The sequence below is a fragment of the Sporomusaceae bacterium ACPt genome (genome assembly GCA_041428575.1).
Lineage (GTDB): Bacteria > Bacillota > Negativicutes > Sporomusales > Sporomusaceae > Sporomusa_D > Sporomusa_D carbonis.
Window position 1 is genome coordinate 4,051,246 of sequence record CP155570.1, and the last position, 24,909, is coordinate 4,076,154.

At 47.1% G+C, this 24,909-nt stretch carries 27 protein-coding genes, 5 tRNA genes, 1 pseudogene and 1 riboswitch; of the genes and pseudogenes, 10 read left to right on the plus strand and 23 right to left on the minus strand.

Annotated features, from left to right (window positions below; translation table 11 throughout):
- Positions 1-27 precede the first annotated feature (27 nt).
- The 7 genes from SCACP_RS20735 to SCACP_RS20765 form a co-directional block, all read right to left on the minus strand.
- Positions 28-102: transfer RNA gene (locus SCACP_RS20735), tRNA-Gly, on the minus strand.
- Between the two features lie 414 nt (positions 103-516).
- Positions 517-951, minus strand: coding sequence for a heat shock protein Hsp18 (gene hsp18, locus SCACP_RS20740; protein WP_425059369.1), 435 nt, complete (start codon positions 949-951; stop codon positions 517-519).
- 599 nt (positions 952-1,550) lie between these two features.
- Entirely contained in the window at positions 1,551-2,213 is a 663-nt protein-coding gene (locus SCACP_RS20745; RefSeq protein ID WP_425059370.1) for a TMEM165/GDT1 family protein, read from the minus strand.
- Between the two features lie 222 nt (positions 2,214-2,435).
- Positions 2,436-3,086 (minus strand): phosphoribosyltransferase, encoded by a 651-nt coding sequence (locus SCACP_RS20750; RefSeq protein ID WP_425059371.1) that lies wholly within the window; start codon positions 3,084-3,086, stop codon positions 2,436-2,438.
- 114 nt (positions 3,087-3,200) lie between these two features.
- Positions 3,201-3,470, minus strand: coding sequence for a hypothetical protein (locus SCACP_RS20755; RefSeq protein WP_425059372.1), 270 nt, complete (start codon positions 3,468-3,470; stop codon positions 3,201-3,203).
- An 81-nt stretch (positions 3,471-3,551) separates the two neighbouring features.
- Positions 3,552-3,627, minus strand: a tRNA-Phe gene (locus tag SCACP_RS20760).
- A gap of 4 nt (positions 3,628-3,631) precedes the next feature.
- A tRNA-Asp gene (locus tag SCACP_RS20765) sits at positions 3,632-3,707 on the minus strand.
- 253 nt (positions 3,708-3,960) lie between these two features.
- Here SCACP_RS20765 and SCACP_RS20770 point away from each other — a divergent pair.
- Genes SCACP_RS20770 through SCACP_RS20780 form a run of 3 tightly spaced genes read left to right on the plus strand, consistent with a single transcriptional unit; the run spans position 3,961 to position 7,114 of the window.
- Positions 3,961-5,667: a histidine kinase gene (locus SCACP_RS20770; protein WP_425059373.1), complete on the plus strand. Its 1,707-nt coding sequence runs from the start codon at positions 3,961-3,963 to the stop codon at positions 5,665-5,667.
- Positions 5,664-6,392, plus strand: a complete 729-nt coding sequence (locus SCACP_RS20775) for a LytR/AlgR family response regulator transcription factor (RefSeq protein WP_425059374.1) — start codon at positions 5,664-5,666, stop codon at positions 6,390-6,392. The genes SCACP_RS20770 and SCACP_RS20775 overlap by 4 nt, the downstream gene beginning before the upstream one ends.
- A gap of 26 nt (positions 6,393-6,418) precedes the next feature.
- Entirely contained in the window at positions 6,419-7,114 is a 696-nt protein-coding gene (locus tag SCACP_RS20780; RefSeq protein ID WP_425059375.1) for a cache domain-containing protein, read from the plus strand.
- A 32-nt stretch (positions 7,115-7,146) separates the two neighbouring features.
- Here the strand turns inward: SCACP_RS20780 and SCACP_RS20785 are convergent, their stop codons facing one another.
- The 15 genes and pseudogenes from SCACP_RS20785 to SCACP_RS20855 form a co-directional block, all read right to left on the minus strand.
- Positions 7,147-8,397, minus strand: coding sequence for an L-lactate MFS transporter (locus SCACP_RS20785; protein ID WP_425059376.1), 1,251 nt, complete (start codon positions 8,395-8,397; stop codon positions 7,147-7,149).
- 338 nt (positions 8,398-8,735) lie between these two features.
- Positions 8,736-8,811, minus strand: a tRNA-Val gene (locus tag SCACP_RS20790).
- 1 nt (position 8,812) lies between these two features.
- Positions 8,813-8,887, minus strand: a tRNA-Glu gene (locus SCACP_RS20795).
- A gap of 337 nt (positions 8,888-9,224) precedes the next feature.
- The gene (locus tag SCACP_RS20800) at positions 9,225-9,362 is read right to left on the minus strand and encodes a hypothetical protein (protein WP_425059377.1); all 138 of its coding nucleotides are present in this window, start codon (positions 9,360-9,362) and stop codon (positions 9,225-9,227) included.
- A 21-nt stretch (positions 9,363-9,383) separates the two neighbouring features.
- Complete coding sequence (locus tag SCACP_RS20805; RefSeq protein ID WP_425059378.1) at positions 9,384-9,650, minus strand: hypothetical protein; 267 nt, start codon at positions 9,648-9,650, stop codon at positions 9,384-9,386.
- 3 nt (positions 9,651-9,653) lie between these two features.
- Positions 9,654-11,522, minus strand: a complete 1,869-nt coding sequence (locus SCACP_RS20810) for a sensor histidine kinase (protein ID WP_425059379.1) — start codon at positions 11,520-11,522, stop codon at positions 9,654-9,656.
- Positions 11,519-12,214 (minus strand): response regulator, encoded by a 696-nt coding sequence (locus SCACP_RS20815; protein WP_425059380.1) that lies wholly within the window; start codon positions 12,212-12,214, stop codon positions 11,519-11,521. Before SCACP_RS20815 ends, SCACP_RS20810 begins: the two co-directional genes overlap by 4 nt.
- A gap of 166 nt (positions 12,215-12,380) precedes the next feature.
- On the minus strand, positions 12,381-12,746 hold the full coding sequence (locus SCACP_RS20820) for a DUF2680 domain-containing protein (protein WP_425059381.1): 366 nt from the start codon (positions 12,744-12,746) through the stop codon (positions 12,381-12,383).
- Between the two features lie 711 nt (positions 12,747-13,457).
- A complete protein-coding gene (locus tag SCACP_RS20825) occupies positions 13,458-14,300 on the minus strand; it encodes a hypothetical protein (RefSeq protein ID WP_425059382.1) in 843 nt (280 codons plus the stop codon).
- Between the two features lie 9 nt (positions 14,301-14,309).
- Positions 14,310-14,786 (minus strand): anti-sigma factor family protein, encoded by a 477-nt coding sequence (locus SCACP_RS20830; protein WP_425059383.1) that lies wholly within the window; start codon positions 14,784-14,786, stop codon positions 14,310-14,312.
- Positions 14,783-15,310: an RNA polymerase sigma factor gene (locus SCACP_RS20835; RefSeq protein ID WP_425059384.1), complete on the minus strand. Its 528-nt coding sequence runs from the start codon at positions 15,308-15,310 to the stop codon at positions 14,783-14,785. Before SCACP_RS20835 ends, SCACP_RS20830 begins: the two co-directional genes overlap by 4 nt.
- 376 nt (positions 15,311-15,686) lie before the next feature.
- On the minus strand, positions 15,687-15,875 hold the full coding sequence (locus tag SCACP_RS20840; protein ID WP_425059385.1) for an ATP-binding protein: 189 nt from the start codon (positions 15,873-15,875) through the stop codon (positions 15,687-15,689).
- A gap of 68 nt (positions 15,876-15,943) precedes the next feature.
- The gene (locus SCACP_RS20845) at positions 15,944-16,294 is read right to left on the minus strand and encodes a DsrE family protein (protein WP_425059386.1); all 351 of its coding nucleotides are present in this window, start codon (positions 16,292-16,294) and stop codon (positions 15,944-15,946) included.
- Positions 16,295-16,308: 14 nt separating this feature from the next.
- Positions 16,309-16,968: a 4Fe-4S binding protein gene (locus SCACP_RS20850; protein WP_425059387.1), complete on the minus strand. Its 660-nt coding sequence runs from the start codon at positions 16,966-16,968 to the stop codon at positions 16,309-16,311.
- Between the two features lie 126 nt (positions 16,969-17,094).
- Positions 17,095-17,427 (minus strand): annotated as a pseudogene (locus SCACP_RS20855) (class I SAM-dependent methyltransferase); the annotation flags it as partial.
- Between the two features lie 133 nt (positions 17,428-17,560).
- Between SCACP_RS20855 and SCACP_RS20860 the strand changes: the two are divergent.
- The 5 genes from SCACP_RS20860 (at position 17,561) to SCACP_RS20880 (ending at position 23,192) form a co-directional block, all read left to right on the plus strand.
- Positions 17,561-17,941, plus strand: coding sequence for a hypothetical protein (locus SCACP_RS20860; protein ID WP_425059388.1), 381 nt, complete (start codon positions 17,561-17,563; stop codon positions 17,939-17,941).
- A 489-nt stretch (positions 17,942-18,430) separates the two neighbouring features.
- The gene (locus tag SCACP_RS20865) at positions 18,431-18,901 is read left to right on the plus strand and encodes a chemotaxis protein CheW (RefSeq protein ID WP_425059389.1); all 471 of its coding nucleotides are present in this window, start codon (positions 18,431-18,433) and stop codon (positions 18,899-18,901) included.
- Positions 18,902-19,057: 156 nt separating this feature from the next.
- Complete coding sequence (locus SCACP_RS20870) at positions 19,058-20,311, plus strand: methyl-accepting chemotaxis protein (RefSeq protein WP_425059390.1); 1,254 nt, start codon at positions 19,058-19,060, stop codon at positions 20,309-20,311.
- 34 nt (positions 20,312-20,345) lie between these two features.
- Positions 20,346-20,431: riboswitch (cyclic di-GMP riboswitch) on the plus strand.
- A 56-nt stretch (positions 20,432-20,487) separates the two neighbouring features.
- On the plus strand, positions 20,488-20,625 hold the full coding sequence (locus SCACP_RS20875; RefSeq protein ID WP_425059391.1) for a hypothetical protein: 138 nt from the start codon (positions 20,488-20,490) through the stop codon (positions 20,623-20,625).
- On the plus strand, positions 20,610-23,192 hold the full coding sequence (locus tag SCACP_RS20880; RefSeq protein ID WP_425059392.1) for a PAS domain S-box protein: 2,583 nt from the start codon (positions 20,610-20,612) through the stop codon (positions 23,190-23,192). The genes SCACP_RS20875 and SCACP_RS20880 overlap by 16 nt, the downstream gene beginning before the upstream one ends.
- Positions 23,193-23,369: 177 nt before the next feature.
- On the opposite strand, the gene SCACP_RS20885 is transcribed toward SCACP_RS20880, so the two are convergent.
- Positions 23,370-23,696: a SufD family Fe-S cluster assembly protein gene (locus SCACP_RS20885; RefSeq protein ID WP_425059393.1), complete on the minus strand. Its 327-nt coding sequence runs from the start codon at positions 23,694-23,696 to the stop codon at positions 23,370-23,372.
- 150 nt (positions 23,697-23,846) lie between these two features.
- Here SCACP_RS20885 and SCACP_RS20890 point away from each other — a divergent pair, with 150 nt between their 5' ends.
- Both SCACP_RS20890 and SCACP_RS20895 read left to right on the plus strand, forming a co-directional pair.
- Entirely contained in the window at positions 23,847-24,281 is a 435-nt protein-coding gene (locus tag SCACP_RS20890) for a DUF134 domain-containing protein (RefSeq protein WP_425059394.1), read from the plus strand.
- 258 nt (positions 24,282-24,539) lie between these two features.
- Positions 24,540-24,908 carry a NifB/NifX family molybdenum-iron cluster-binding protein gene (locus SCACP_RS20895; RefSeq protein WP_425059395.1) on the plus strand — a complete coding sequence of 123 codons (369 nt, stop codon included), beginning with the start codon at positions 24,540-24,542 and terminating at the stop codon, positions 24,906-24,908.
- Position 24,909: the final 1 nt, after the last annotated feature.

Here is a 24,909-nt window from a genome sequence, read left to right on the forward strand (position 1 = left end):
TTGAATTCTCTTGATTCTTGGGCTTTCTGGAGCGGATGAAGGGACTCGAACCCTCGGCATTCAGCTTGGGAAGCTGACGTTCTACCACTGAACTACATCCGCATATAGAATTGATTTTACTCGTTTTTTAAAAGTTCGCCTTGGAGTATTTCTTTCCTATAATCGGGTTAGTCATACTTCCTAATGTATATGAAATCCAATAAAGATTTTTTTCTAGGCGTGTTGTTAGTAACGCTCCACCGCTGGCGCTTGACTTACACTTATACTAACAACACGCCTGTACATCTTTATTGGATACTATATAGACTTGCTTTAAGCAAAAATATAAAAAACTCAAACCTCGGCGAACTTTTTAGTTCGCTTCCTGTATCAATATTATTATATACTATCTCCGTATAAAAATCAAGTTTTGTGGTAGCCGCCAATAAAGCTTCTGGTTGGTGTAGATACCCACCCCTGCTGGGACAAGAAGTCCAAAAAATAAGCAGGTTTTACACCTGCCTTACAACATTACAATTAATGAATTTGAATATTCCCCCGTCGCTTTTGGGTCTTATCCTGCTTTGGCAAAGTTACTGTAAGAACACCGTCGTTGAATTTTGCGTCAATCTTATCTTCAATAACATTATCTACATAGATACTTCTTTGGAATTGGCCATATCGTCTTTCCTTGCGGACATAGCTTTCGTCTTTTACTTCCTGGGTTTCATCTCTTTTGGCAGAAATAGTTAAATATTGGTTTTCATAATGTAAAGTAATATCGCCTTTCTTAACCCCTGGCAGATCGGCTTCGACAATATATTCATTTTCGGTTTCCCGGAGGTCTAACCGAAAACCATTAGCCATATTTCCAAAGGGTATCAAAAAATCATCGTCAAAGAACCCATGCATAAGTTGGTTAAAATAGTCTCGTGTTGGTAAATTCTTACGAAATGGTACTAACCCAAACATAAAATTGTCTCCTTTCCTTTTATAATGTTTTATATATTTTTAGTATGGTATACTGCCGAATTTTTATTCCACATTAAATTAACCATAATGGGATTTATTGGGGAGGATAATCCATTCGTATTCAACAAAAATGCATATAACCGCCTCATTATCTAGAACAAGTCTACCTTGAAAAGCGCCGCGGCAGAAGATTGCCACGCTACGCTCGCAATGACCGGAAAGAATACTGTTCCTCTATCGTCATTGCGAACGTAGTGAAGCAATCTCCCTTTTATTCTTGTTGGTGTGTCTGATGGGCGCATGGTCTATCTCGCAATAGTCCTGTCATACTTTCATATCCCAGTGCAAATTATGTATGACTATGCAAATCACTAAGGGCCCTATTTTGGCCAAAACTTCCGCCATCCTAGAACAACTATTTTTACTTTTGTTATTGGTTATAGAGGTAAAACCGGTGCTCTTTCATTTAGCCCACGGCTTACTATCTACACCACGAAAGGCCAATACCTGCATTGGTCATCCTCATCGGGTTTTTTGTCTTGCTCATGCACATATTTGATGTTCCTCTAAACGAAGTCAAGTAAAAAAGAGGGAAGTTACTATTCTTTTGCCAGTTCCGGTTTCTTCTCTAATTTCACTAAATAGTAAGCACATAAAGCAACAACAACTACCGCTCCAATCATAAACGGCATTGTTAAAAACTTTTCAGGAAGGTTTTGGTATAAACCAACAAAACCGAAGAAAATAAAAATGGCGGCAGATATCCATTTAACCAATCGCTCGGGAATTCTTTTGCCAAGTGTTACGCCGATAATGATACCGATAGCGTTTGCAATCATCATGCCGACCGTTGTACCTAGCCACACGGGTATCACTGTATTAAATTTTGCCGCTAAAGCTACTGTAGCTAATTGGGTTTTATCTCCCATTTCAGCCATAAAAAACGCTATGGCAACTGTCCAAAACGGACTGTATTTAGCATTAGCACAGCTTTCGTCTAACTCATCTCCTCTTATTGTCCAAAGTCCAAAAATAATAAAAGAGACTGCTGCCGCAATTTGGATGTAGCTAATAGGAACAAACCGGGTTAGATAATTTCCGACCTCGACTGCAAACAAGTGATTTAATACTGTTGCTACAAAAACCCCCCATAAAACGGTTTGCCAACGATACCGGGTAGCAAAACACATGCCTAGTAACTGCGTTTTATCGCCCATTTCGGCTAATACAACAAAAATTAAGGATGTCAAAAATGCTTCCATAATAATCCTCCTTAAAGTTAAAATAAAAAACGAGACACATTTAGTATGACCAAAGTCATACTAAAGGTCTCGCTGTCGGAAACTCCAACGGCATAGCCAGGTACATTTGTACCAGTCTGTTGACTATCGCCTATAGCTACTCCCCTTTAGGATTTATGTCTTTTATTTTACAAAAATATTTTACAAATGTCAACAACGTTACGTAATAGTTGGCACTTATGTCTATAATCTGACGATAGCGTTTGGAGCAAGCCGATGATATTCAAGCGCCTCTTGATCGGTCATTTCCTCAAAATTTTTATAATAACTGCCTACAGCGGTAAATACATCGCGTTCGTCGACGCAAACAACCTGGACTTCTTCCTGCCGTAATTTATTTAGCACATCGGCAGGAGCTACCGGTACGGCAACAGTTAAGCTGGCAGGATTCCATTTCTTAAGCCATTTTACAGCTGCCAGCATGGTATAGCCGGTGGCAATGCCATCATCAACAATGATGATATCACGGCCTTTAATTTCGTAATTTTTAACAATGGCCGCCTCGTAAATTTTAGCCCGCTCGTTCAAGGCCTTGCGCGCTTCGGCTGCTAGTTTGTCAAAACGTTCTTGTTGCACACCAATCCCGGTAACATACTGGTTGTCGTGAATCAAGCTGCCGTCCGGCATGATAGCACCAATAGCCACTTCCGGATTTAACGGATGACCGATTTTTTTAGCGATAAGAATCGCCAGCTTAGCCTGGAATTTGCCGGCAATCGGGGATGCCACCGCCACCCCGCCGCGGGGAACTGCCAGTATATATGGATTTTTCAAGTTACGCGCGCCTAATTTTTCTGCCAAAAGTTGCCCGGCATGAGTACGGTCATTAAACATAACTCGCCCTCCTTAAATTCCTATGCTTATGATTTGTGGCTGCCGTAATTTTAATGCAAAGAAAAGGGCTGCTGCCAAATGGACAAATTTAGCAGCAGCGTCACTCAATGATTCTTATAACTTAAAATTCTGCACCAGGCGGTTAAGCTCACCCGCCATTTCCGCCAGTGACTCGGCGCCACGGCTAATTTCGTGCATACTTGCCGTTTGCTCCTCACTGGCAGTTGCCATGGTTTCTGTGCTAGCCAATGTTTGGTCAGCCACTTTATTTATAGTGTCAATACCTTTCACCATGTCTTGAGTACCTTTAGCCATGTCAACAATGGCGGCGTTTAGCGCCAGCAAGTTGGTCTGTCCAGGCAATACCGTTAATAAGATCAACAATACTAATGTTTGACAAAATACCTCCATCGGTAATTTGTCCGGTAAAGCAAAAAGACCTTGCAATCGCAAGGTCTTTTTTAATGGTGCCTCAGGGCAGAATCGAACTGCCGACACGAGGATTTTCAGTCCTCTGCTCTACCGACTGAGCTACCGAGGCGTATTGGCGACCCGGAAGGGACTTGAACCCTCGATCTCCGCCGTGACAGGGCGGCATGTTAACCACTACACCACCGGGCCATATTAACTGACAAATGTTATTATATATTACGCCCTATTATTAGTCAAGCGGCTATACATAAGTAATGTTGGATTTGTACCCCCACATGCAACTGAATATACATCGCAGCAAAATCGCATTCGTTAAGCTCCCCATGAATAACAAGCCAAAATTTGCAGACAGTTATAAATATTTTCTTTAAATGCTTATCGGCAATAAAGGGAAAGCCTGGTCCGTGCCGAATACACTTTGTAGATTGACACGGAGGCAGCTATGACGGTATTCACTCTGTTAGAACTAATAAGTACTTTATCATTCCTTGCGATGACAGCGTACCTAACAGGCCGCAGCCGGTTTATTATGCGCTGCGCGCGCCAACCTTTCCATCCTTTGAGCCAATTTCTTTTAATTGTATTGTTTGCGTTTTTCTCAATAACCGGTAATTATAGCACTATCCCGTGGGGTGAGCCGCTTATTACCACCCGGTTAACCGGTGTTTTATTGGCCGGAATCATCGGTGGTCCTATTTCCGGCTTTGGTGCCGGCCTTATCTGCAGCATATATTTGACCATGGCTGAACAACTAACTGCCGTTCCTGCGATTTATACAATTTTAGCAGGAACGCTGTCCGGTCTAGTCAGAATTCGCTTTCATTTCCATCAGCTAACTCCGCTTGCCGGAGCTTGTTTGGCGTTAACAGCCGAATTATCACAAATCTTGTTTATCACGCTATTTGCCAGTCCAACTGAGGTTGCCGCATTTAATAGTAAGGCTGCTGCCCTTACCACGGCCGTAAGTGTTGCCGGCGTATGGTTTTACTTGGTTATCATCAACTGGATTGAAGCTGAACAAGATATCTATGGCGCCAGGGCTGCCCAGTTGTCACTTGATATTGCCAGTCGCACTCTCCCCTATCTCAGGCTGGGTTTTAATTCTTACTCAGCCACAATAACGGCCCGCATTATTTACGACCTTACCAAAATAGATGCCGTATCCATTACCGGCCGGTATAAGCGGCTTGCTTTTATTGGTCACGGTGCTGACCACCATAAGCCTGGCGAACCGATTCTTTCAGCTGCGGTAAAACAAGCCATCAATAGTAAAATTATGATGGTTATCAACACCCCTACCGACCGGGGTTGTCCCTTCCCAAACTGCCCGTTGAAAGCCGGAGTGGTTGTTCCCCTTTTTACCGCTAACAACAAGGTGGTTGGTACTATTGAATTAGCAAGAATAAACGATGAAACGGTGTCCGAACTGGATATCCGTATCGCGAACGGTCTTGCCAATTTATTATCAGTGCAAATTCAACTCGCCGAGATTGATGAACAGCGAAAAATGCGGGAAAAAGCCGAGTTAAAAGCGCTTCGGGCTCAAATTAATCCGCACTTTCTCTTTAATACCATTAACATTATAATGTCTTTTTGTCGCACCGATCCAGATAAAGCCCGCAATCTTCTTGGTAACCTGGCCACGCTGATGCAGCAAGGCTACTCTAACCAGAATGATTTTCTTACTTTGCAGGATGAACTTACTGCGATTACAGCCTACCTCGAAATTGCCAAATCACGGTTTGGTGATCGATTGACTATCGCCATAAATATTGACGACGCGACAGTAAACACCCTTGTGCCGGCACTTTCCCTGCAGCCGTTGGTGGAAAACGCGCTAAACCATGGTTTATTCCCCAAACTAGGCCATTGCTTCATAGCCATTGAATCCTATATAGAGGATGATGCGCTAATCATTACCATTACCGACAATGGAGTAGGAATTCCCCCTGACAGGCTCGCCCAAATTCAAACCGCTACTGCCGATGGGATAGGCATTACCAATGTTAACAAACGACTGACCAGTATTTATGGCCCGGAATATGGTCTATCCATTATTTCCGAACCAGCGGTTGGCACCGAGGCCAGACTGCGTATTCCCCTCCAGCATGAAGCGGCGATTGACCGGAAAGAAGGTGTTGTATCATGAAAACCAAAGCAGTCATCGTTGATGACGAACAACCTATCTGCGATGAAATTGAGTATTTGCTCAGCCAGCACAGCGATGTTGAAGTATGCGCCAAATTCACCAATTGTGTGAACGCACTCATTTATATTTTAGAGAAGAAACCGGAAATAGTATTTCTTGATGTTAGCATGCCCGGCATGTCCGGCCTCGAGATGGCGCAAAAATTAAACGGCATGAGCAGATCCCCCTATATTGTCTTTATTACAGCTTACCCCGAACACGCCGTCGAAGCGTTTGATACACCCGCTATCGGCTATGTGACTAAACCGGTTACCGGTGAAAAGCTTCGTAAAGCACTGGCAAAAATCCGCAATCTATCAGCTAAAACCGCTACAGAAAAAAGCCCGCAGATTACTAAAGTCTGTGTACTGGCAAACGGCAAAATCATCCCGGTTAACAAGAAAGATATCGTCTTCATTTACGTAAAAGATAAGGATGTTTATGTGCGGACTCGCACTGGGGAATTCTCGGCAATGCTTACCTTACAGGAATTTGATAACTTGTTGACCGAGCCAAATTTTCTGCGCATTCACCGTCAATATATCATTAACCTTGATGAAATACTGGAAATCACGCCTTGGTTTCATGGCTCCTATTTATTGCGGATGAATGACTGTAATAAGCAGGAAGTGCCGGTAAGCCGCAACCGGGTTAAGCACCTTAAAACAGCGCTTGGCCTAAAATAAGCCGGTGTGCAAGGGAGTGATGTCATGTGCATCTTGGTCTTAAAACAAAACTGGCAGTGTGGTTTGTCGGGATAGCGCTCTTAGTCTGCCTGGCAGTAGGCACCATAGTCATTAGAGACATGCAGGTTCAGCTTGAAGCCGCTATTGCCGAAAAAGCCAAATCTGATCTCGCCTCAGCCCTTGAAATTGCTGATTATATGCGTCCCGGTCCCTGGCGAGTAGTGGATGGTGTGCTATATAAAGGTCATTTTCAGATAAACGACGATACTGCATTAGTAGATAAAATCGCCAGCCTGACTGATGATACGGTAACGATATTTCTTGGTAATACCCGCGTTGCCACCAATGTTATCCGAGACGGCAGCAGGGCGACAGGTACAGTTGCCGCTGACTACGTGACAGAAATGGTACTTGACGGCGGCAAAATTTATATCGGCGAAGCCGAGGTTGTCGGTATTAAATACCAAACCTGTTACGCGCCAATCAGAGATGATGCAAATAACATCATTGGGATGTTTTATATCGGGGTATCGAAGCATTTGGCAGACCAACTTAAACACAGTTTTACCGCTGTTGCCGTGCTATCAGCACGAATTGCACTGTTATTCCTTTTGGCCGCCACTTGCTTTATCCCGGTAGATACTTTGTCAGTACCGTTTGTCGCCAAATCCGGCCGCCAATGGGCCAAGGCCCAGACGCATAAAGATACGCCGCACGATTAGTGCGGCGGTCTTTATTTTTATGAATATTACATTTATGCAACTCTGCTATTTGCGGCCTTAGCCTTTGGCGGAGCTGCCAGTAGCGGTAATACTAAAGCAATAGCCAGAGTTATCGCCGTAATGGTCAACGCCTCACTATAGTTGCCTGACGCTTGGCGAATACGGGCAAACAGCATGGGACCGATGATACCGGCTGCCCCCCAGGCAGTAAGCATCCAGCCATAAATGCGCCCAACATATTTTGTGCCAAAAACATCGGCGGCATAGGCCGGCATTGTGGAAAAACCACCGCCATAGCAAGCATATATGTAGGAACAAAGTACAATGAATACTGTCATATCCTTGGTAGTAGCCAAGAGGTAAAAGGCCACTGCCTGGCTGATAAACAAAATTATGAATACTGTCCGACGACCGATTTTGTCAGAAGCCGTCGCCCAAAACAAACGGCCAAGACCATTAATAATGGCAAAAACACCAAGAATTACGCCGGCTCGAGTGGCTTTCTCAGCAACACTCATAGAAGCAGGCATAAGTTCCTGGGCCATGGGTGAAGCCTGAGAAATCAAGGCAATACCGGCGGTAATATTGATAAATAGCATAGCCCACAAGAGGTAGAAATATTTTGAACCGACAGCCTCACCCAAAGTCATGCCTACTGCTGCCGCCTTGCCCACCGGCGGCGACCAACCTGCCGGTACATAACCGGCCGGCGGTTCAACCATTAATTGCGCAGCAGCAGTCACCGCCACCAGGTAAATGCCGCCAAAGATGTAGAAAGTCATGGCAGTACCCATGCTGGCAATCATTCCCGGCGAAAGCGTAGTAAGCATAAGCGAACCGAGACCAAAGCCCATAACTGCTAAACCGGTAATAAGCCCCCGTTTATCCGGAAACCATTTGACCAGCGTAGCAATTGGCGTAATATACCCAAAACCAAGACCGAGGCCGCAAATCAAACCATAACCCAGGTAAATTACCGCAAGCGAGCCAATCTGGTCACCAAACCCGGTGATAATAGTTCCCAGACCAAAGAGTAGACCACCAATGGTAGCAACAATACGTGCCCCCTTGGTATCCAGAATGTAACCGCCTACAGCGCTGGATATAGCCAGACAGCCAATCGCAATGGTAAATGTCAGAGTAACGTCAGCGTTGCTCCAGTTATGTGCCGCCATTAACGGTTTGGTAAACACACTCCAGCCGTATACAGTGCCAAGGCAGATCTGCATTACTATGCCCGCCAATGCAATAAGCCAGCGGTTGGGGTAGGTTTTTTCCGCCATGAGAGAACACTCCTTCCAAATTACATGTCCAATCGGTATAATTCATACATTCAGCAAGGGGGTAGAAGTATTAATTTATTGAAAATTCCCACTACGCAGCAGACGCACTCCTCTGGCGCCCAAGAAGCACGTCCCTCCCCACCTCCGAACGTGAACTATATCACTATTATAAATGCCCCTTTCCCCAGCTTCCACATCGCGCTTCTGAACAGCAGAATATCGCTGCTCAAAGGTAAAAATTGGATGCCGAACGGCATTTGTTAATTTAATTTTCTAAAAATTTCTATAAAAATAAAAAAGCCCCTGATTTTTTAGATCAGAAGCTTTTATATACAGCATGGTGGGCGATGACAGGATCGAACTGCCGACATCCTGCTTGTAAGGCAGGCGCTCTCCCAGCTGAGCTAATCGCCCATGGTGACCCGTAAGGGAATCGAACCCTTGATACCGCCGTGAAAGGGCGGTGTCTTAACCTCTTGACCAACGGGCCATAAGTGGTGGTCCACCCGCGACTCGAATGCGGGACACCCTGATTAAAAGTCAAATTTAGGCTCAATTTTTTATTTTCAAAACGCCACGAATGCGTGAAAAAACTGCATTTTCGTCACGGGCCATCACAGACTTTTTTCGCCGCATTGTTGTACGGTTGTTGTAGTACAACATGAGGAAACAGGATTGTCCTGTATTCGCCTACTCCGTTTTCTGCTCACTACCGCTAAAACAGGTAGCACATTATCACCGAGTACTTAGCGCGAATTTTATCTTGCCCCAAAACTTGGAGCAGGTTAGAGCTTGCGTCTTGTTTATCACAAGCCGTGCCACGTTACTTAAATAGTATACACAATATCTTCACGTTTTGCAATAGTTTTTTTTAATTCATCACATAACACTTTATTCCATACCCGCTGCAGTACTGGCCAACATATCCCTGCGGTGGTTTTTTTGTGCTGCTTTGCAGCAACCATCGTTCCCCCGTCGCCAAAAAGCTATCGGCATCCCCCCTGTAAAAACTGAATCGTACTTCCTACCACGATTATCCCGTCCACCAGCGCCACTACCCAGAATGCCGATACCAGCAAGCTATGGTCGGCACAGTACCGGGCACTGTACTGGTCACCCGCTCCCGGTAGTACTTGAGCACCGTCCGTGTCAGACCGCCCCGTATCCACTCGGTCCCATCCGGGCTGGTCAGAAGCCTGCCATACAGTACCCGGCTGCGCCGCAGTCTGGCCTGCACTTGTTCGCATGAACACATGTTATTTCACCTCTTGTTTATTTTTTCGATCAACCGGAAACCGTATGGTAAATGTCGTTCCTTCGCCACAGGCGCTAGCCACGTCTACCGACGCCCCGTGCAATTCGATAATCTGCCTGGCAATGGCCAAACCCAGTCCCGTGCCCCCGCTGGCGCGGGATTTGTCTGCTTTATAGAAACGTTCCCAAATGTAGGGCAGGTCTTCCGCTGCAATGCCGGCGCCAGTATCGGCGATGGTCAGCGCAACGGCTTGGTCTTCGACCGCTAGGCGGGTAGTAATTTGACCACCCGCCGGCGTAAATTTCAGGGCATTATCCATTAGGATCAGCACCAGTTGGGTCAGCCGGTCGCCGTCACCCCCGATGGGCGGGACGGCCGGGTCAATGTGGACTGCCAGTGTAACCCCTTTCTCCTCACTTTTCTGTTTCAACAACGTACTCACATTATTCACTACTTCCCCCAGCGAAACGTCTTCCAGCTCTAATAGAATCCCGTCAGCCTGAAGCTGGCTTAAATCCAACAGGTCGGCAATCAGTTTTTCCAACCGCAGGATTTCATCCCCCATGACCCGGTGATATTTTTTTACCTTCGCCGGGTCGGTGATGGTGCCGTCCTGCAAGGCTTGATTGTAGCCATGCAGGATGGTAAGCGGCGTCCTCAATTCATGAGACACATTGGCCACAAAGTCCCGGCGCATTTTGTCGGTCATTTCCATCTGCCGGACATATTCCCCTAGGTCTTGGGCTAAAGAATTCAGCGAATGTCCCAGGTCGCCCACTTCGTCGCGGGCAGCTACCGTTACCCGCCGCTCATAATCGCCGTGAGCCATGGCCGCCGCTGTTTCTTGCATGGCTTTCAAGGGCCGCACGATACCACGGGCCAGATAGGCGGCCAATACCATAGCAAACAAGATAACTGCCAATCCGGCATAACCAAGATACGCATAAATATGATGCAAAAAGCTGTCAAATTCCGCAAGCGGCGCGTTGATCATAACAGTGCCGTTAATACTTCCGTCCGAACGTTGGAGCGGCACGGCTACGATAAGCATGTTTTCTTTATAATAGGGGTGGTAGTAAGTCTTGGCCCAAACCTGGCCATAGTTGGCTTGTACCGCCTGGATAATTTCCGCCATTCCTGTAATGTCGGTTAAACTGACAGCAAAACCAGAGGCCTCATCTGCCTGCGACTCTTTACCCAGGTCAAGAACAATAGGAGATTTTCGGGAATCCTCCTGCCCTTTGTCGACTGCGAATTGATCATCTGCCGCAAGCCGGGTTGCGTTGGCAGGCGGCAATGCCGCAGCCGTGCCACGGTTTGGCTGCACCGGCTGCCCGTCTGACAAGCCATGACGTCCTCCCATACCGCCACCGCCCATTCGATTTTGTCTGGCTGAATGCCCGCCGCCCACTAAGCCATTATTACTATCAACAGGTTGATTGGACTGTTGCCATGGCGGGCGCATTATCATACCGCCTTGATTGCCGGAAGGGTCGCAGTTCCGCCAACCGGGACGCATGGGGCTGGGTCTGAGCACCGACGCTGGCCGCCGGTGACTTGCGGCTTCATTGGACTGCTCTTCGGACACGGTAATCAGTTTTAAATCTTTATCCACTACCCACACCCTGGCATCTAAAAAACTGTCCACACTGTTAACAAAGTTATGCAGCTGTTCATGCGTGATATGCCCGTCAAAATAGGCATTGACCATCCGCGCCATTTCATAGGCTTTATCGGTGAGTTCGTGCCGTTTACTGGCAATAAAGTAGTCGCGGATGAGGATGGAGCCTCCGACACCAACCCCGGCCAGTACCAGAACGACCACCGCCATAAACGCCGCCAGCAGTTTATATTGCAGTGAGATTTTCACTTTCTCACCTCAAACTTATAGCCAATACCCCAGATTGTTTTTATATCCCAGGGCGCATCCGGCCCGGCTCCCAGTTTTTTACGCAAACGTTTGACGTGGGTATCCACGGTACGAGTGTCCCCGGCATAACTGTAATCCCACACTAATTCTAACAATTGCTCACGGGATAGCACTTTGCCGGGATGAGAAGCAAGCTGCCACAATACTTCCAGTTCTTTATTGGCTAATGCGACCGGCTGACCAAAGACTGTCACGCTGTGTTCGGCCATGTTGATGGTAAGGTCGGGAAAAGAAAGGCTGTCAGCAGGTGCATACTGCTGTGGCGCGGCAGTGCGCCGCAGCACCGCTTTGACACGGGCCACGATTTCCCTCGGATTGAAAGGTTTGGCCACATAGTCGTCGGCACCAATTTCAAGACCCATAATGCGGTCGTCATCCTGAGTACGGGAGGTAAGCATAATAATCGGCACATGGGAAACCTTGCGGATTTGCCGGCACACTTCAATGCCATCAAGGACAGGCATCATAATATCAAGGATTACAATATCCGGCTGAACTTCTTGGATTTTAAGGAGCGCGGCGGCGCCATCGGCAGCCTCGGCCACGATAAATTTTTCTTGCGTAAAATAGAGGGACAACAATTCCCGGATTTGTTCTTCATCGTCTACAATTAGCACCGTTTTACCATCCATCGTATCACCTCTTTTCCAGGTCTTGCTTTTACTATACCATAGGCTCTACCATGTCAGGAAGGCGCTCAGCGTCTTTAAAACGGCAGGAAATTATTTGTAATTTTGACAGTCAAAAAAAGAGCCTGACCGTTCCTTACCGGCAGGCTCTTAGGCAACGAGTCGCTGTCTACCAGTTGCCCATACCCCGCATGCCTCTGCCGCGCATTCCCTGACCCATCATGCCCTGGCCACATGCGCCGCTGGCTATTCGCTGCTCCATCCAGGAAATTTGCTGATCGGCCTGAGCTTGTGTAATCCAGCCCCACTCTACTTGCTTGGCCAATATTTGCTTTCTTTGTTCCAACCTTTGTTGCTGCCAGGCGGCGATCTGCGTTTTCTGCTCATCGGTCAGGTTGTTGTGATATTGCCCATAATAGGGACAATACCCGATCCCGGCAGCCTGAGCCGGCACTTGCGCCTGTGCGACAACCGCCAAACCACTGAATGCCACTACCAACAAAGCCACCATGGTAATTAAGGTTACTTTTTTCATAAAAACCAGCCTCCTTTACTTTTCTTGACTTTAGTATAGACGGTATGTGTGGCCAAAGTTGGACCAAATTCGGAACAAATTCGAAACTTTTATTAAATATCTTTTTATGTAAAAGTTAAAAACACGCTTAGCTCCCCGGTAATTCCGGAAAGCTGCCTTTTCCGCGGTAATAATTGAAATTGCTGCCGGAATGCCGGATGAAGGCGCAAACTAAGTGCAAAAAGATAGATTGGAAAGGCCATTTGGTACAGGTCCATCCCTTCGCCGCACATCCATCCCTTCCGACTGCGGCCGACAACTTCCCGATATTATTTCAGACTAGGCTGGGTGTGATTTCTCCGATAATAATAGACCGCAATGACAATCAAACCGGCAGCAACTATTAGACTCGCCTATGACCAATGGCATTTAATGCCTGCCAGTTCTCGCCCAAAAGCATGCCCGCATAAATTAATCCAATTGTCCAAGGAATTGAACCGAATACGTATAGATGACAAACTTGCCAATTGTAAAGTATAGCAAGGTCTATATAAAGGCAGTAGAATAATATAATGATAATGCTAATTTTCGCTGCCTTTTTTACTCATTATCTATCTTGAATCTCATGCCCACTCCTGGAACCGACAAGTCTTTTCGGGAGATTTCTGTTCCTCCTTGCGGCTCCTTACCGCCTACTGCTTTGAAAAACCTGCTACCCATAATCCATATTGTCTAGCTTTTTTTTCTAAAAACTTTTAGTATTATACCGCCAACAGCAGCGGCACTCATGATGAACAGCGCCAAAAAACCTAATGCAGGGATGTTATATAACAGCGCGGTCATAACAGCTCCGGCAAACGTGACACGAATACTCCCAGCGTTGTCCTGCTCTGGCAAGAGCGGCAAGTAGTGACCTATTGCATGGCACATACCGCCTATACCAGCGGCAAGTACGATAACACCTAATAATACCACCAACGCCGCTGCCGGAATACCAACTATGCTAATGGTCAGCATCACGACCAAAACAATCATCGTCATAAGCCCTAGTCCGCCAACGGCAACCGTCCGCGTTAGATTGTCGCGGATAATTGCGCTCACATCCTCTACACCGGAGCGCCATACCCAAGCCACAATACCAGGCCAAATTAGCAAAACAGCCGTTAACAAAGCATTTACGATCCATAAACCAGCAATGACTACACCAGCAGCCATCAGTGTATCAGCAAAAGCAAAGTCGCCGCCAATCCGAAACACACCTTTACCAATATGGGCCCCCTCTTCCGTCAGAAGATTGCCGCCTAGTATGATGGCGTGCTCCCGCACAGAGGCTGTCGATCCTAACCGCAAATTACCATTGATGACCATAACTCCATCGCTGATTGTGCCTTCGACAGTAATATTGCCGCCAATAACAAGAACATTTTTCACAGTGCTACCTGCCGGTATTTCAGTATCCCCAAAATTAACGATATTGCCCCCGGTCAGCGGTGCTGCCGCCCATACCGGCACAGCAAACAATACAATAAATATCAGTATAGCAACTAAGTGTAACGAAAATTTTCTTATCTTCATACGTACCTCCTAATGTTCAATTGCCCGACGCATCGCCCAGGTCATTCCTAACAGCATGACACCAAGCACGGCCAAGCTAGCGTTCTGTACTACAGGAAATGCAGATATATAGATTCCCGGCAGCGGCAGTATATTGACAAATAAGTCAAACATTACCGTTGCCAGCGAATACAAAACAGGTGTAACAAAAAAGGCTAACAACGCTAATGCACTTATCAGCCCAAAACCGATTGCTCTCAGAAACGGATACACGGAAACGGGCTGCAGGTTAGTTAACTGAATCATAACCTTATCCTTAAATTCGGCACTGGGTTGAACCGCTAAACCCCAATTTTTATAAATACTCAGTCCTTCCTTAATTTCCATCAACTCTAACCGGCAGGCTTCACACCCCGACAAATGGATTTCCATCTCTTGCCGGGTTTGTTCATCAACCTCACGATCCAAATAATCATAAATTAGTTTTGAACAGGTAGCGCAGTTCACTGTTTTACCCCTCCCTTCATCACTAACCCACGTAGTTTATCGCGGCCATGGTTCATGCGCGATTTTACCGTTCCAAGTGGTATATTAAGTATATCGGAAATCTCGTCATAGGAAAAACCGCCAAGCTCCCTCAGCGCTAAAACCGCCCGGTGCTCGGACGGCAGTGCAGCGAGCAATGCCGTTACCCGCGCATTGCCTTCCACTCTCTCCATAGCTTCTTCCGGTGTTTCCCCTTGATCTACAGGTTCAGCCACCTCATCCATAGGAACAAACTGCTGACGGTGCATGCTTTTTTTATAATTCATACTGGTATTAGCGACAATACGCATCAGCCAGTTATAGAAAGTAACATCGGCGTTTAAATCGCTTATGGAGCGATACGCTTTCACAAAAGTATCCTGAGCAATATCCTCGGCATCCTCTTTGTGGCCCACAATACCATAGGCCACGCGAAAGACCCGCGTTTGAAATGCAGTTACCAGTTGACCGAAAGCCTCTTTATCTCCTGCACGGGCCTTGCTCACATATTCTATTATGCGCTCATCCAAATCCATCACCTAACTAGCGGTTATTTGCTCGCGCCGGAACAGGCAGGTTCAATTTGGTTTCAATGGTGGTCCATATCTACCCAAACAGAGTGCCCAGATAATGCATTAAGCATGAATAATAGCGTCTTATCGTAAAACATAGTATTCTCCTCCTTCATTTGTGTTACATACTATAAGACAATAGACATGTCAAAAAAGGTCACGAAATTCTAAAAATCTTGTTGGAATTTATTGGACACTAAAAACTGACATATACTAAGTTAGTTTTTATAAGATTAAACAGTATATAAACAAAAAGCCAGATTATCTTTCAATAATCTGACCATACGAATGTCTCTATCGCCATGTGCTATTATTCTTTTAACTGAAACGCTTTTTTCGGACAGACTTTTATGCACTTGCCGCAGGCAATACACTGCTCTGCCAAAACTGCCGGGGCATCATAACCACGCTGAACAATCGCCTGAGTTGGACAATGCGGCAGCGCAGGACATGCATGGTCTTGCGGGCATTTTTCTTTGATTACATATGCAACAGCCATTACAACTACTCCTTATTTTTAAAGTTTTTGTTTTCCAAATTCCGGCCAAAATTGACCAGCCGCCATGCCTATGGCCTAATGTACAGCCAGCCGGCCGCCTGTTTTTTTACTAATTCGCCAACACCGGAAGGAACCACTTCGACAACGTCCAAAAGCTCACCCGGATTTATGCCGGCATGTTGCAGAGCATGCGCACACGCCTTAAACTGAACGCCTTGCGCCGCAAGCTGCGCTACTTTGTCCACATATTGACCGGGACTCTTTAGCAGCATAATTACCCCCTCGCCATTAGCAAGCAATTCAATTGCCACTTGCTCCGCGCCCATATCGCCAATCAAATTTTTCATGTTGTTCAGTACAAGAAGACAACGATTACCAGCACATTCATCCAGATGAAAAATCACTCGGTACTTTTCCATAAACTTTCTCTCCTTTATGCTGTCCCTTTCTTCGTATTCCCTTTGAATTGCAAGGATTTCTTGGGACAACGCTCGACACAGCGATCACATTTCAGACAATCACTGTGGGTAAAGCCCTCGGCACTGCCTTTTGCCGCATAAGGCGATAATTGCATCGGGCAGGCTTTTGTACAAAGCTTGCAACTAACACAAGAATTTTCCACCGCTAACGGAAATGGTTTTTTCCTCCGGCTAATCCAACTGGCCAGCGTTCCCATCGGGCAAAAGGAGCACCATGTCCGCTGGTGATAGACCAGCCCTAAAGCAATTCCCATTAAGGTCGTAATCAAAATAATCTGCACAAATACCTTGCCCATGGCTGCCAAATCTCCCCAGGCATAATACATTTGCACCGAAAAAACAGTAATGATGAACAAAACCATAAACGCACGAAAAGCTGTATGAGAAAAGAACGCGGGAATTTTCCTCTGCGGCGATAGCTTAGCCAGAACATGATCATAAAAACTGCCCCGAGGGCAGTAATTGCCGCACCAAAACCGCCCCCGAAACGGCGCAACGGCAACAGGAGCGATCATGCAAGTTAAAGCAATGATGCCGATCGCCGGATAAACCAGCCCAACAGCTAAAAAGACTAATAAGATCCAAAATAAATAAGGTCGAATGCGTTTTCCCATGAACGCTCCCCCCTGTTTGCCAGTATAGCCCCCGCCCAGTAGGGGTAGGGTATTATCATTATAAATCTTAGCAACCTAAGAATCAATAGGTAACATTTCATAAGAAATATTCTTTCCGCAACGGTCCTACTTTTCTCTTTCGGCTATCACTGCATATATTTCGGTATTGACAGCCATCTGCTGAATATTGCTAAAGGCACACTGCCGCAATAAGGCAGCCACATCCCCACTATCCAGCCTGTGCTCCAGGGGCGGTCCCATCATGCTGTGTTGCTTGGCCCACTCAATAATGGCAATCCGGCCTGTTGGCTTCAGTATTCTTGCCACTTCCCGGAAAAAAGCCAGGTGATTTTCCGCCTCATGCGCAACCGGGCAGGCAAAAGCATAATCTACCGTTTGGTCGACCAGCATAAAATCATTTTCCCTTACCTGTACAAGTTCTACATTCGTCAAGTGGTTGTCTCCAGCCTTACCCTGTACCTCTTCATATTAATACCACGCGGACTGTAGCCATATACGCCCAAAAGGCTGTAAAATCCACTTTAGTCTGGAACGCAAACTGTGCTAGAGCAAAACCATCAAGAAATCAATCTTGGCGCCTGTCGCGTACCGAAAACAAAATCCCGGTCGATTACGCTCCTGCTGTGTCTGGCTCTATTGTACTACGCTTGCGTATGATGCAGAAAACGTTGTATACCGGGCAAACAGCCTGTATCAAACCGCCAGAAAAGTATTTATAGGGTTAACCGTCGGCCTGGCGGCAGTTTTTCTTGTTTGGGGGCTTATCCTTTCCAGGCTGATAAAAAGCTCCATGGCCCAGGTAAATGACGTTCTAACCAAGCTGTACGAATATGATTTTACGGTGAGCCTTGCGGAAGAGGACAAAAACGAATTTGCCTCAATGAACAGATCACTGGCCCAAGTTATCGAAAATATGAAACAGGCCTTACAGGAAGGAACCGGTAAACTGTGAAGTCGAGCTGGCGGGTACGATATGGGATACCTGGTGGATTCCGTTGGGAAATTTCGATGATAAAAAGGAATAATGGTATAAGAGAGCGAACTAATTCCATAAGAAGACAACACCTCTGAGTAATCAATTTTTGGTTACTCGTCCGGGCTAGGGACGGTGCTGTCTTCTTCTATTTTTTTGCCAAAAACTCCTACAATAATTTTACACTAACGTCTTTTCACGCCCCGGTCCCAAATGGTGGCGCTTAATTCGCGAACATTTTAATCACGATGTTGCACACCATAATGGGATTATATTACATAAAGAAAAAGCCCCACTGAAAAGCGGGGTCTGCGTTTTATGAATAGCGTGCATCCATAGTTTTTCATCTTATCTGGCGTAAAGTCTTACAGATCGCCCGCCGTTCTAAGTAGGGTTTGCCCTTCGTATCGTATCCTTTTTCATTAAGGTTTCTAATAGGTAACATAAGACTGTTATGTTACATGCAAATTGGGGAGGGAAAGCAAATCCAAAATCATCATCAATCTCAGGGGCAAGGTCATTCCTGTGATTGAGTTAGCTAAAAGATTCGATCTCGCCATTGAGAAAAAATCGGAACGCACCGCAATTATCATTGATAATAATGGGCAAGAATTCGCCATCGTTGTCGACGTCGTTACCGAGGCCAAACGGCTCCGGGGGGATTGTATCGAAACAATACAAAGCGCAATGGCCAGCAAAAACGAATATATCCGCGGTGTAGGGAAAGATAATGAAAGATTGATAATCCTGCTGGATATAACCAAACTGTTTGCCGCATCAGAACTGATTACGATTTACCTCCCGGCTGATGCTGAAGCAGATCGCCCCCAAAGGCTGGCGATTTATCGCAAATTTGTCCCGATTGCAAGTTGGACCCGTATCTCTTCGCGTTCACGGTCGCTTCCTCCCGGAGGACTTCCAGAACCGCATTGGTTTTAAATTCCGCTGAGTATTGATTTCGCTTGTTCATGCTTATGTTTTCTCGTTTTGTGCCTCATCCCCTGGGAGCTTTGGGCTGAGTGTTGCATTTAGATTTTAAAATTGCTAAAATCGAAAAGATTTGAAAAGATTAAGATGGAAGGAATGGTGCAAAAAATGTCAAAATTATCCAGAGCCTTTACGGCTTGTTTTGCGCTGAGCTATTTGCTGACCGCAGTTCTGCCGGTTGGTTTATTGATAGCAACCGGACATAAGGCTGTCAGTACTGCTGTGCTGCTGGCGGTCGGTTGCGTGGTTGGCGGTACGGCAATTTCACTGTGGCTGGTGGGCAGACTGGTTCTCAGACCGGTAAATGACCTAGTCGGTCGGGCCGAACAGATTACCAAGGGGGATTTAACCGAGGAAATTGTTGTGCAGGCAACAGGCGAGATACAGGTTCTGGCTGACAGTGTAAATGTTATGACTAAGTTCCTGCGGGATTTGGTTACCAAAATTGAGGAAGCGGCCCAAAAAGTATATGACGCTAGCGGGAAGGCTCAGACCAACAGCCAGCAGTTGTCGCAGACCGCTGACCAGATTGCGGCCATGGTGCAGCAGACATCGGCGGCAGTGCAGGAGCAAGCCCAGAATGTTCAGTTCCTGGCCGAAATCAATAGCAAAATAATGGCAAACACCAATGAGATTGCCGCAGCCTGTCACGCTTCAGCCAACAATGCCCAGGCAGCAATGGAAAAGGCGCAAAACGGTGTAGCAGCGATTGAAAATATCAATACCAAAGTACTGGTGACCCGGGACACTCTCAACCAGGTCAACAGCCAGGTACGCGAGATGAGGGAACAGTCAGAGGAAATCGGACGGATTGCCGCCATGGTGACCAATATTGCCGGCCAGACCAACCTCCTTGCTCTTAACGCCGCCATCGAGGCTGCCCGGGCGGGCGAGCACGGCCGCGGTTTTGCGGTAGTGGCGGAAGAAGTCCGCAAGTTGGCCGAAGACAGCCGGCAGGCGGCCGGCGAGATTACGAAAATCGTCAGTGAGAACACTAAGGTTACCCAGGAAGTTATTGCGCTTATCCCCAAGAGCTTGCAGGAAATTGGTGAGAGTGTGGACATGGTGAATAATGCTAAAGAAGCGCTAGGGGTAATAAACTCGGCGTCGGGCGAAATTGCTTCAGCTACCGAGGAGATTATGGCAACGGTTGAAAATCTGTCGGCAGACCTAAAGAACGTTAGCGACAAGACTAATGCCTTGTCGGCAACAGCCCAGCAGATTGCTGCCGGTGCTGAAGAAGGCGGTGCGGCAGTTGAAGAACAGACTGCTACTACGCGGCAGATTAGTGACGCAGCCGCAGTAACCTTGGGGATTGTTGAAGAACTGCAGTCCTTGGTAAAGCAGTTCAGGATAAAATAGTGATAATACCGCTGAGAACCAATCGCAATTAGGAAAATATATAAGGCAAACCTGCCGAAAGGCAGGGGCGCAAAGCAAGGGCCTAAGGGAAACGCCATTCTACGGCAGCCGGTGGCAGAAAAAAGACTCTATGCTCGCGGTATAGAGTCTTTTTATACAAGAAAGCCGGACTTTTTGTGGATGAAGTATCCCAGGTAACAAAAATTGCCGACGACGCAGTCGAACCGCCGCCGGAATTTGGCGGGGGTTTTGACCGTAAATTCATCACCGGGTTAGCGAAAAAGAAAGAGGTACAAACATGGAAGAAAAAATGATGCGCGAAGTTTTGCGGCAGGCGCCCTTTGGTTATGCCTATCACAAGCTGTTATTCAATGATCATGGTCAACCGGAAGACTATATCTTTCTGGATATAAACCCTGCTTTTGAAGAAACGACCGGGTTAAAAAGAGAAGCCATCCTCGGGAAAAAGGTAACGGAAGTCCTGCCCGGAATTAGAACAAGTGGTTTTGACTGGGTGGCCTTCTACGGTCAGGTGACGTTAAACGGGGAAAGGCGGGAGTTTACCCAATACGCAGAGCCTTTGGGGCGCTGGTATAAAATAACTGCTTTTACTCCGCAACCCGGATATTTTGTTACTATTTTTCAGGAAATCACCGCCGAAATGGAACGGATAAAAACTTTGGAGGCACAGAGGCAGCAGATCAAGGAACTGTCCACAGAACTGGAAACGGTGTTTAACAATACCCAGGACGCCATGTTCCTCACTAGGGTGGAAAACGGTGAATTCCGCTACATGAAAAATAATGCCGCCCATCAGAGAATGACAGGATTTAGCCTGGCGGCGCTGCAAGATAAAACTCCCGGTGAACTTACAGGGAAAGAACTTGGAGAAACTATAAACGGCAATTACCAAAGGTGTGTGGATGCTAAAAATTCAATCACGTACGAAGAGAACTTTGCCACGCCTGCCGGAGAAAGAACTTGGCTGACCTCTTTAACGCCGGTGGCGGAAAAGGAAAAAATAAAATATTTGGTTGGCTCAAGTAAAGACATCACATTGCAAAAACAGGCCGAAGCTGAAAGAAATGACCTTCTTTTGCGTTTGCAGGCCATGTTCAATGAACATACCGCCGTCATGCTTTTCATCGAGCCAACATCCGGCAAAATCGTGGACGCCAACCCTGCTGCCTGCGCCTTTTACGGTTATACCAGGGAAGAAATCCTGAGCATGTATATCCAGGATATCAACATGCTGCCCAAGGAAGAAGTAGAAAGACAGCGGCTTATGGCCCTACAGAAAAAACAGAGGTGTTTTGTTTTTCCTCACCGCTTAAAGAGCGGGGAAATCAGGCTGGTTGACGTTTATCCCTGCCCTATAACTCATGGCCGGGAACCCCTGCTTTTTTCCATCATCTTCGATGTTACCGACCGGGAAAAGTATAAGGAAGAACTGTACCGGGAAAAAGAGCTGCTGCGTACCACACTTCTTTCCATCGGCGACGGCGTGATCACCACCGACCAAGCAGGCAGGATAACAGCCCTTAACAGGGCGGCGGCAGAAATAACGGGCTGGAGTGAAAAAGAAGCAAAAGGCAGGCCTTTTGCAGAGGTATTTAAACTGGTCAGCGAAACTACGGGAGAAGAGGGCGAAGACCCTGTGGCCAAAGTTTTAAAGACAGGGAGAATCACCGGCCTGGCCAATCATACAGCATTGGTCAATAAAGAAGGCCGACAGGTTCCCATAGCCGACAGCGCCGCACCCATCAAAGACGGCAAAGGACAAACTTTCGGGGTAGTGATGGTTTTCCGTGATGTTACCCAGGAAAAAGAACAGCAGGAAAAAATCCTCTACCTGATCTACCATGACCTACTGACCGGCCTTTACAACCGCAGGTTTATGGAAGAAGAATTAAGAAGGCTGGATACCTCAAGAGAGCTTCCTCTGGCCGTCATCATGGGCGATTTGAACGGGTTGAAACTAACCAACGATGTCTTCGGCCACGAGGCAGGGGATAAGCTCTTAAAAAAAGCGGCAAAGGTAATTCAGGAAAGCTGCCGCCAAGAAGACATCATCGCCCGCTGGGGCGGGGACGAATTCCTCATCCTGCTGCCCCGGACTAATGCCAAAACGGCGGAAGAAATCATAGAGCGGATCAAAAACGGGTGTTTGAAAGAAAACGACAAAGACGTGCAACTGAGCATAGCCATCGGCCGCGCGGTGAAGACAAAAGCAGCGGATAGCCTGCGGCGAATCATAAAAGAAGCCGAAGAATGGATGTACCAATTCAAACTCCTGGAAGGAAAAAGCTATCGTAACGCCATTATCAACACCCTGCAGACAACCCTGTCTGAAAAAAGCATGGAAACGGAGCAGCATGCCGAGCGGCTGCAAAGCTACTGTTTGGCGGTGGGCAGGGAATTAGCGCTGTCTATCAAAGAAATGGAGGAACTTGTTCTTCTGGCCAAGCTGCACGATATCGGCAAAGTGGCGATTCCGGAAGACATCCTGAAAAAAGCGGGGCCTTTAACTTTCGAAGAATGGGAAGAGATGAAAAAACACCCGGCCATCGGCTACCGCATCGCCCAAAATACGCCGGAACTGACGGCTGTGGCCGAATACATCCTCGCTCACCATGAGCGCTGGGACGGCCAAGGCTACCCGAGGGGGCTTAAAGGAGAAGAAATTCCTTTACTCTGCCGCATTTTGGCTGTGGCTGACGCCTATGACGCCATGACGCAGGACCGGGTGTACCGCAAAGCTATGAGCAGGGAGGAGGCAATGGCTGAAATAGAAAGGAATGCGGGGACGCAGTTTGACCCGGCAGTTGCAGACATTTTTTTACGTACAATGGCAGAGAACTCTGACCAAACCCCAGTTTAGTTAACCATAATATTATTTTAAAGGATAGTAGTGCTTTGGCCATTAGAAGTTCATATTCTGTCGCGAACATTTTTTTGCCGGAGTGATAAAGCTCATGCCATCTGCGAGCAAGTACAAACTACCATAAACCAGGTTAGTCACTACACTAACCTGGTTTTTTACCTATCCCCCGGGCCTTCATTTTGTCAAACTGAACTCCTGAATCGCACTGTCTATCTCCCGCGTTAGCGCAGCAGGCAATCCCTCAATGTTCACATTGATAAAACCGCGGACAATGGTGGTGATCGTTTCTTCCTCATTAAGACCGCGGGCCATCAGGTACACAGTCTCCTCCGGGGCAATCTTCCTGACCGCCGCTTCATGGCTAAGCTCCGCATTGCTGGTGCGAGCTTCCAGCTCAGGCGCCGCATGAATGACCCCTTCTTCCGACAGCAGCAGACCGTGACATTCCAAGTGGGCTTTTGTTTCCGGCAACTGTCCCGGCAAATGACCGCGGTTAATCACTACACCGCCGGCGCTTGACTTACGCTTATACTAACAACACGCCTGTAAATCTTTATTGGATACTATATAGATCTCTTCATTTTCTTGACATTCTTCTTTAGATAGTATATATTAATTATGAAATATAGTTCATAATTTGGAAGGAGCACTATGGGTCGTCCACATAAAGAACGTCGAGTTGAACAACTGCCGCCAGTTACCCACTACAAGCCCGCAGGGGTTCCTTTGCGCAACCTTGAAGAAGTTACCTTAACCATTGAAGAAATGGAGGCCATTCGCCTGGCGGATATTGAACAATTGGACCAGGCAGCGGCGGCGGAACGCATGGAAGTATCCCGCCCCACCTTTCACCGGATTGTCAATACGGCGCATCAAAAAATAGCGGCTGCTTTATGGCAGGGGCATGCCGTACGGGTGGATGGCGGCAACTTCCGCATTGCACGCCGTTGCCAAACAAGTCTGCGTCATTTTACTTGCCAGACCTGCGGTCACAAATGGACCCTTCCTCATGGTACCGGACAGCGTTGCCATGCTTTAACGTGTCCCGCGTGCCAAGCTTCCACTGTGAGTCGTGACGAAGAATAAAAAATTTTAACCTAGTTATGAAATATATTTCATGTAATTATCGAAAAGAAAGTCTCCCATACCCTTTTGGCAGGCATGACCTGGAATTAGCCATGAATATTACCCGCCTGCTCCAGATACCGACAGGTGTTGTGACTAATAAAAAAATCTGGCGACCGCCTGCTGGCCCACAATCCCCTGGGAGCCATATATGCCGGCTATTGGCGCAACAAGCGCCTTGGTTTAACAGACTAACGACAAGAAAGGAGAAAACAGACCATGAAAATTGCCATTACGGCCCACGGCGAAAACCGCCAGGCAGCAGTCGATTCCCGGTTTGGCCGGGCCGACTATTTCGTCCTCTATGACCAGGAAAGCGACACCTGGGATTCTCTGCCCAATACGCAAAACCTGGAAGCCGCCCACGGGGCGGGCATTCAGGCAGGCCAAACCCTGGCAAAAACCGGAGCCAACGTACTCATCACCGGTCATATCGGTCCCAAAGCCTTTAAGGTTTTGCAGGCCGAGCAAATCGCCATGTATTCCCTGGGCGAAATGAACGGCACCGTAGAAGAGGCTTTGGCAGCCTTCCTGGCCGGCAAGCTGACGGCCATCGCCGTACCAAATGCGCTGGATTTTAAAAAATAAC

Bases quoted from the DNA above. Each gene is read 5' to 3' on its own strand.
- hsp18 (WP_425059369.1), bottom strand. From the start codon at position 951: ATGTTTGGGTTAGTACCATTTCGTAAGAATTTACCAACACGAGACTAT.
- SCACP_RS20745 (WP_425059370.1), bottom strand. From the start codon at position 2,213: ATGGAAGCATTTTTGACATCCTTAATTTTTGTTGTATTAGCCGAAATG.
- SCACP_RS20750 (WP_425059371.1), bottom strand. From the start codon at position 3,086: ATGTTTAATGACCGTACTCATGCCGGGCAACTTTTGGCAGAAAAATTA.
- SCACP_RS20770 (WP_425059373.1), top strand. From the start codon at position 3,961: ATGACGGTATTCACTCTGTTAGAACTAATAAGTACTTTATCATTCCTT.
- SCACP_RS20775 (WP_425059374.1), top strand. From the start codon at position 5,664: ATGAAAACCAAAGCAGTCATCGTTGATGACGAACAACCTATCTGCGAT.
- SCACP_RS20785 (WP_425059376.1), bottom strand. From the start codon at position 8,397: ATGGCGGAAAAAACCTACCCCAACCGCTGGCTTATTGCATTGGCGGGC.
- SCACP_RS20800 (WP_425059377.1), bottom strand. From the start codon at position 9,362: ATGGTTGCTGCAAAGCAGCACAAAAAAACCACCGCAGGGATATGTTGG.
- SCACP_RS20815 (WP_425059380.1), bottom strand. From the start codon at position 12,214: ATGGATGGTAAAACGGTGCTAATTGTAGACGATGAAGAACAAATCCGG.
- SCACP_RS20820 (WP_425059381.1), bottom strand. From the start codon at position 12,746: ATGAAAAAAGTAACCTTAATTACCATGGTGGCTTTGTTGGTAGTGGCA.
- SCACP_RS20825 (WP_425059382.1), bottom strand. From the start codon at position 14,300: ATGAAGATAAGAAAATTTTCGTTACACTTAGTTGCTATACTGATATTT.
- SCACP_RS20840 (WP_425059385.1), bottom strand. From the start codon at position 15,875: ATGGCTGTTGCATATGTAATCAAAGAAAAATGCCCGCAAGACCATGCA.
- SCACP_RS20845 (WP_425059386.1), bottom strand. From the start codon at position 16,294: ATGGAAAAGTACCGAGTGATTTTTCATCTGGATGAATGTGCTGGTAAT.
- SCACP_RS20850 (WP_425059387.1), bottom strand. From the start codon at position 16,968: ATGGGAAAACGCATTCGACCTTATTTATTTTGGATCTTATTAGTCTTT.
- SCACP_RS20870 (WP_425059390.1), top strand. From the start codon at position 19,058: ATGTCAAAATTATCCAGAGCCTTTACGGCTTGTTTTGCGCTGAGCTAT.
- SCACP_RS20880 (WP_425059392.1), top strand. From the start codon at position 20,610: ATGGAAGAAAAAATGATGCGCGAAGTTTTGCGGCAGGCGCCCTTTGGT.
- SCACP_RS20890 (WP_425059394.1), top strand. From the start codon at position 23,847: ATGGGTCGTCCACATAAAGAACGTCGAGTTGAACAACTGCCGCCAGTT.
- SCACP_RS20895 (WP_425059395.1), top strand. From the start codon at position 24,540: ATGAAAATTGCCATTACGGCCCACGGCGAAAACCGCCAGGCAGCAGTC.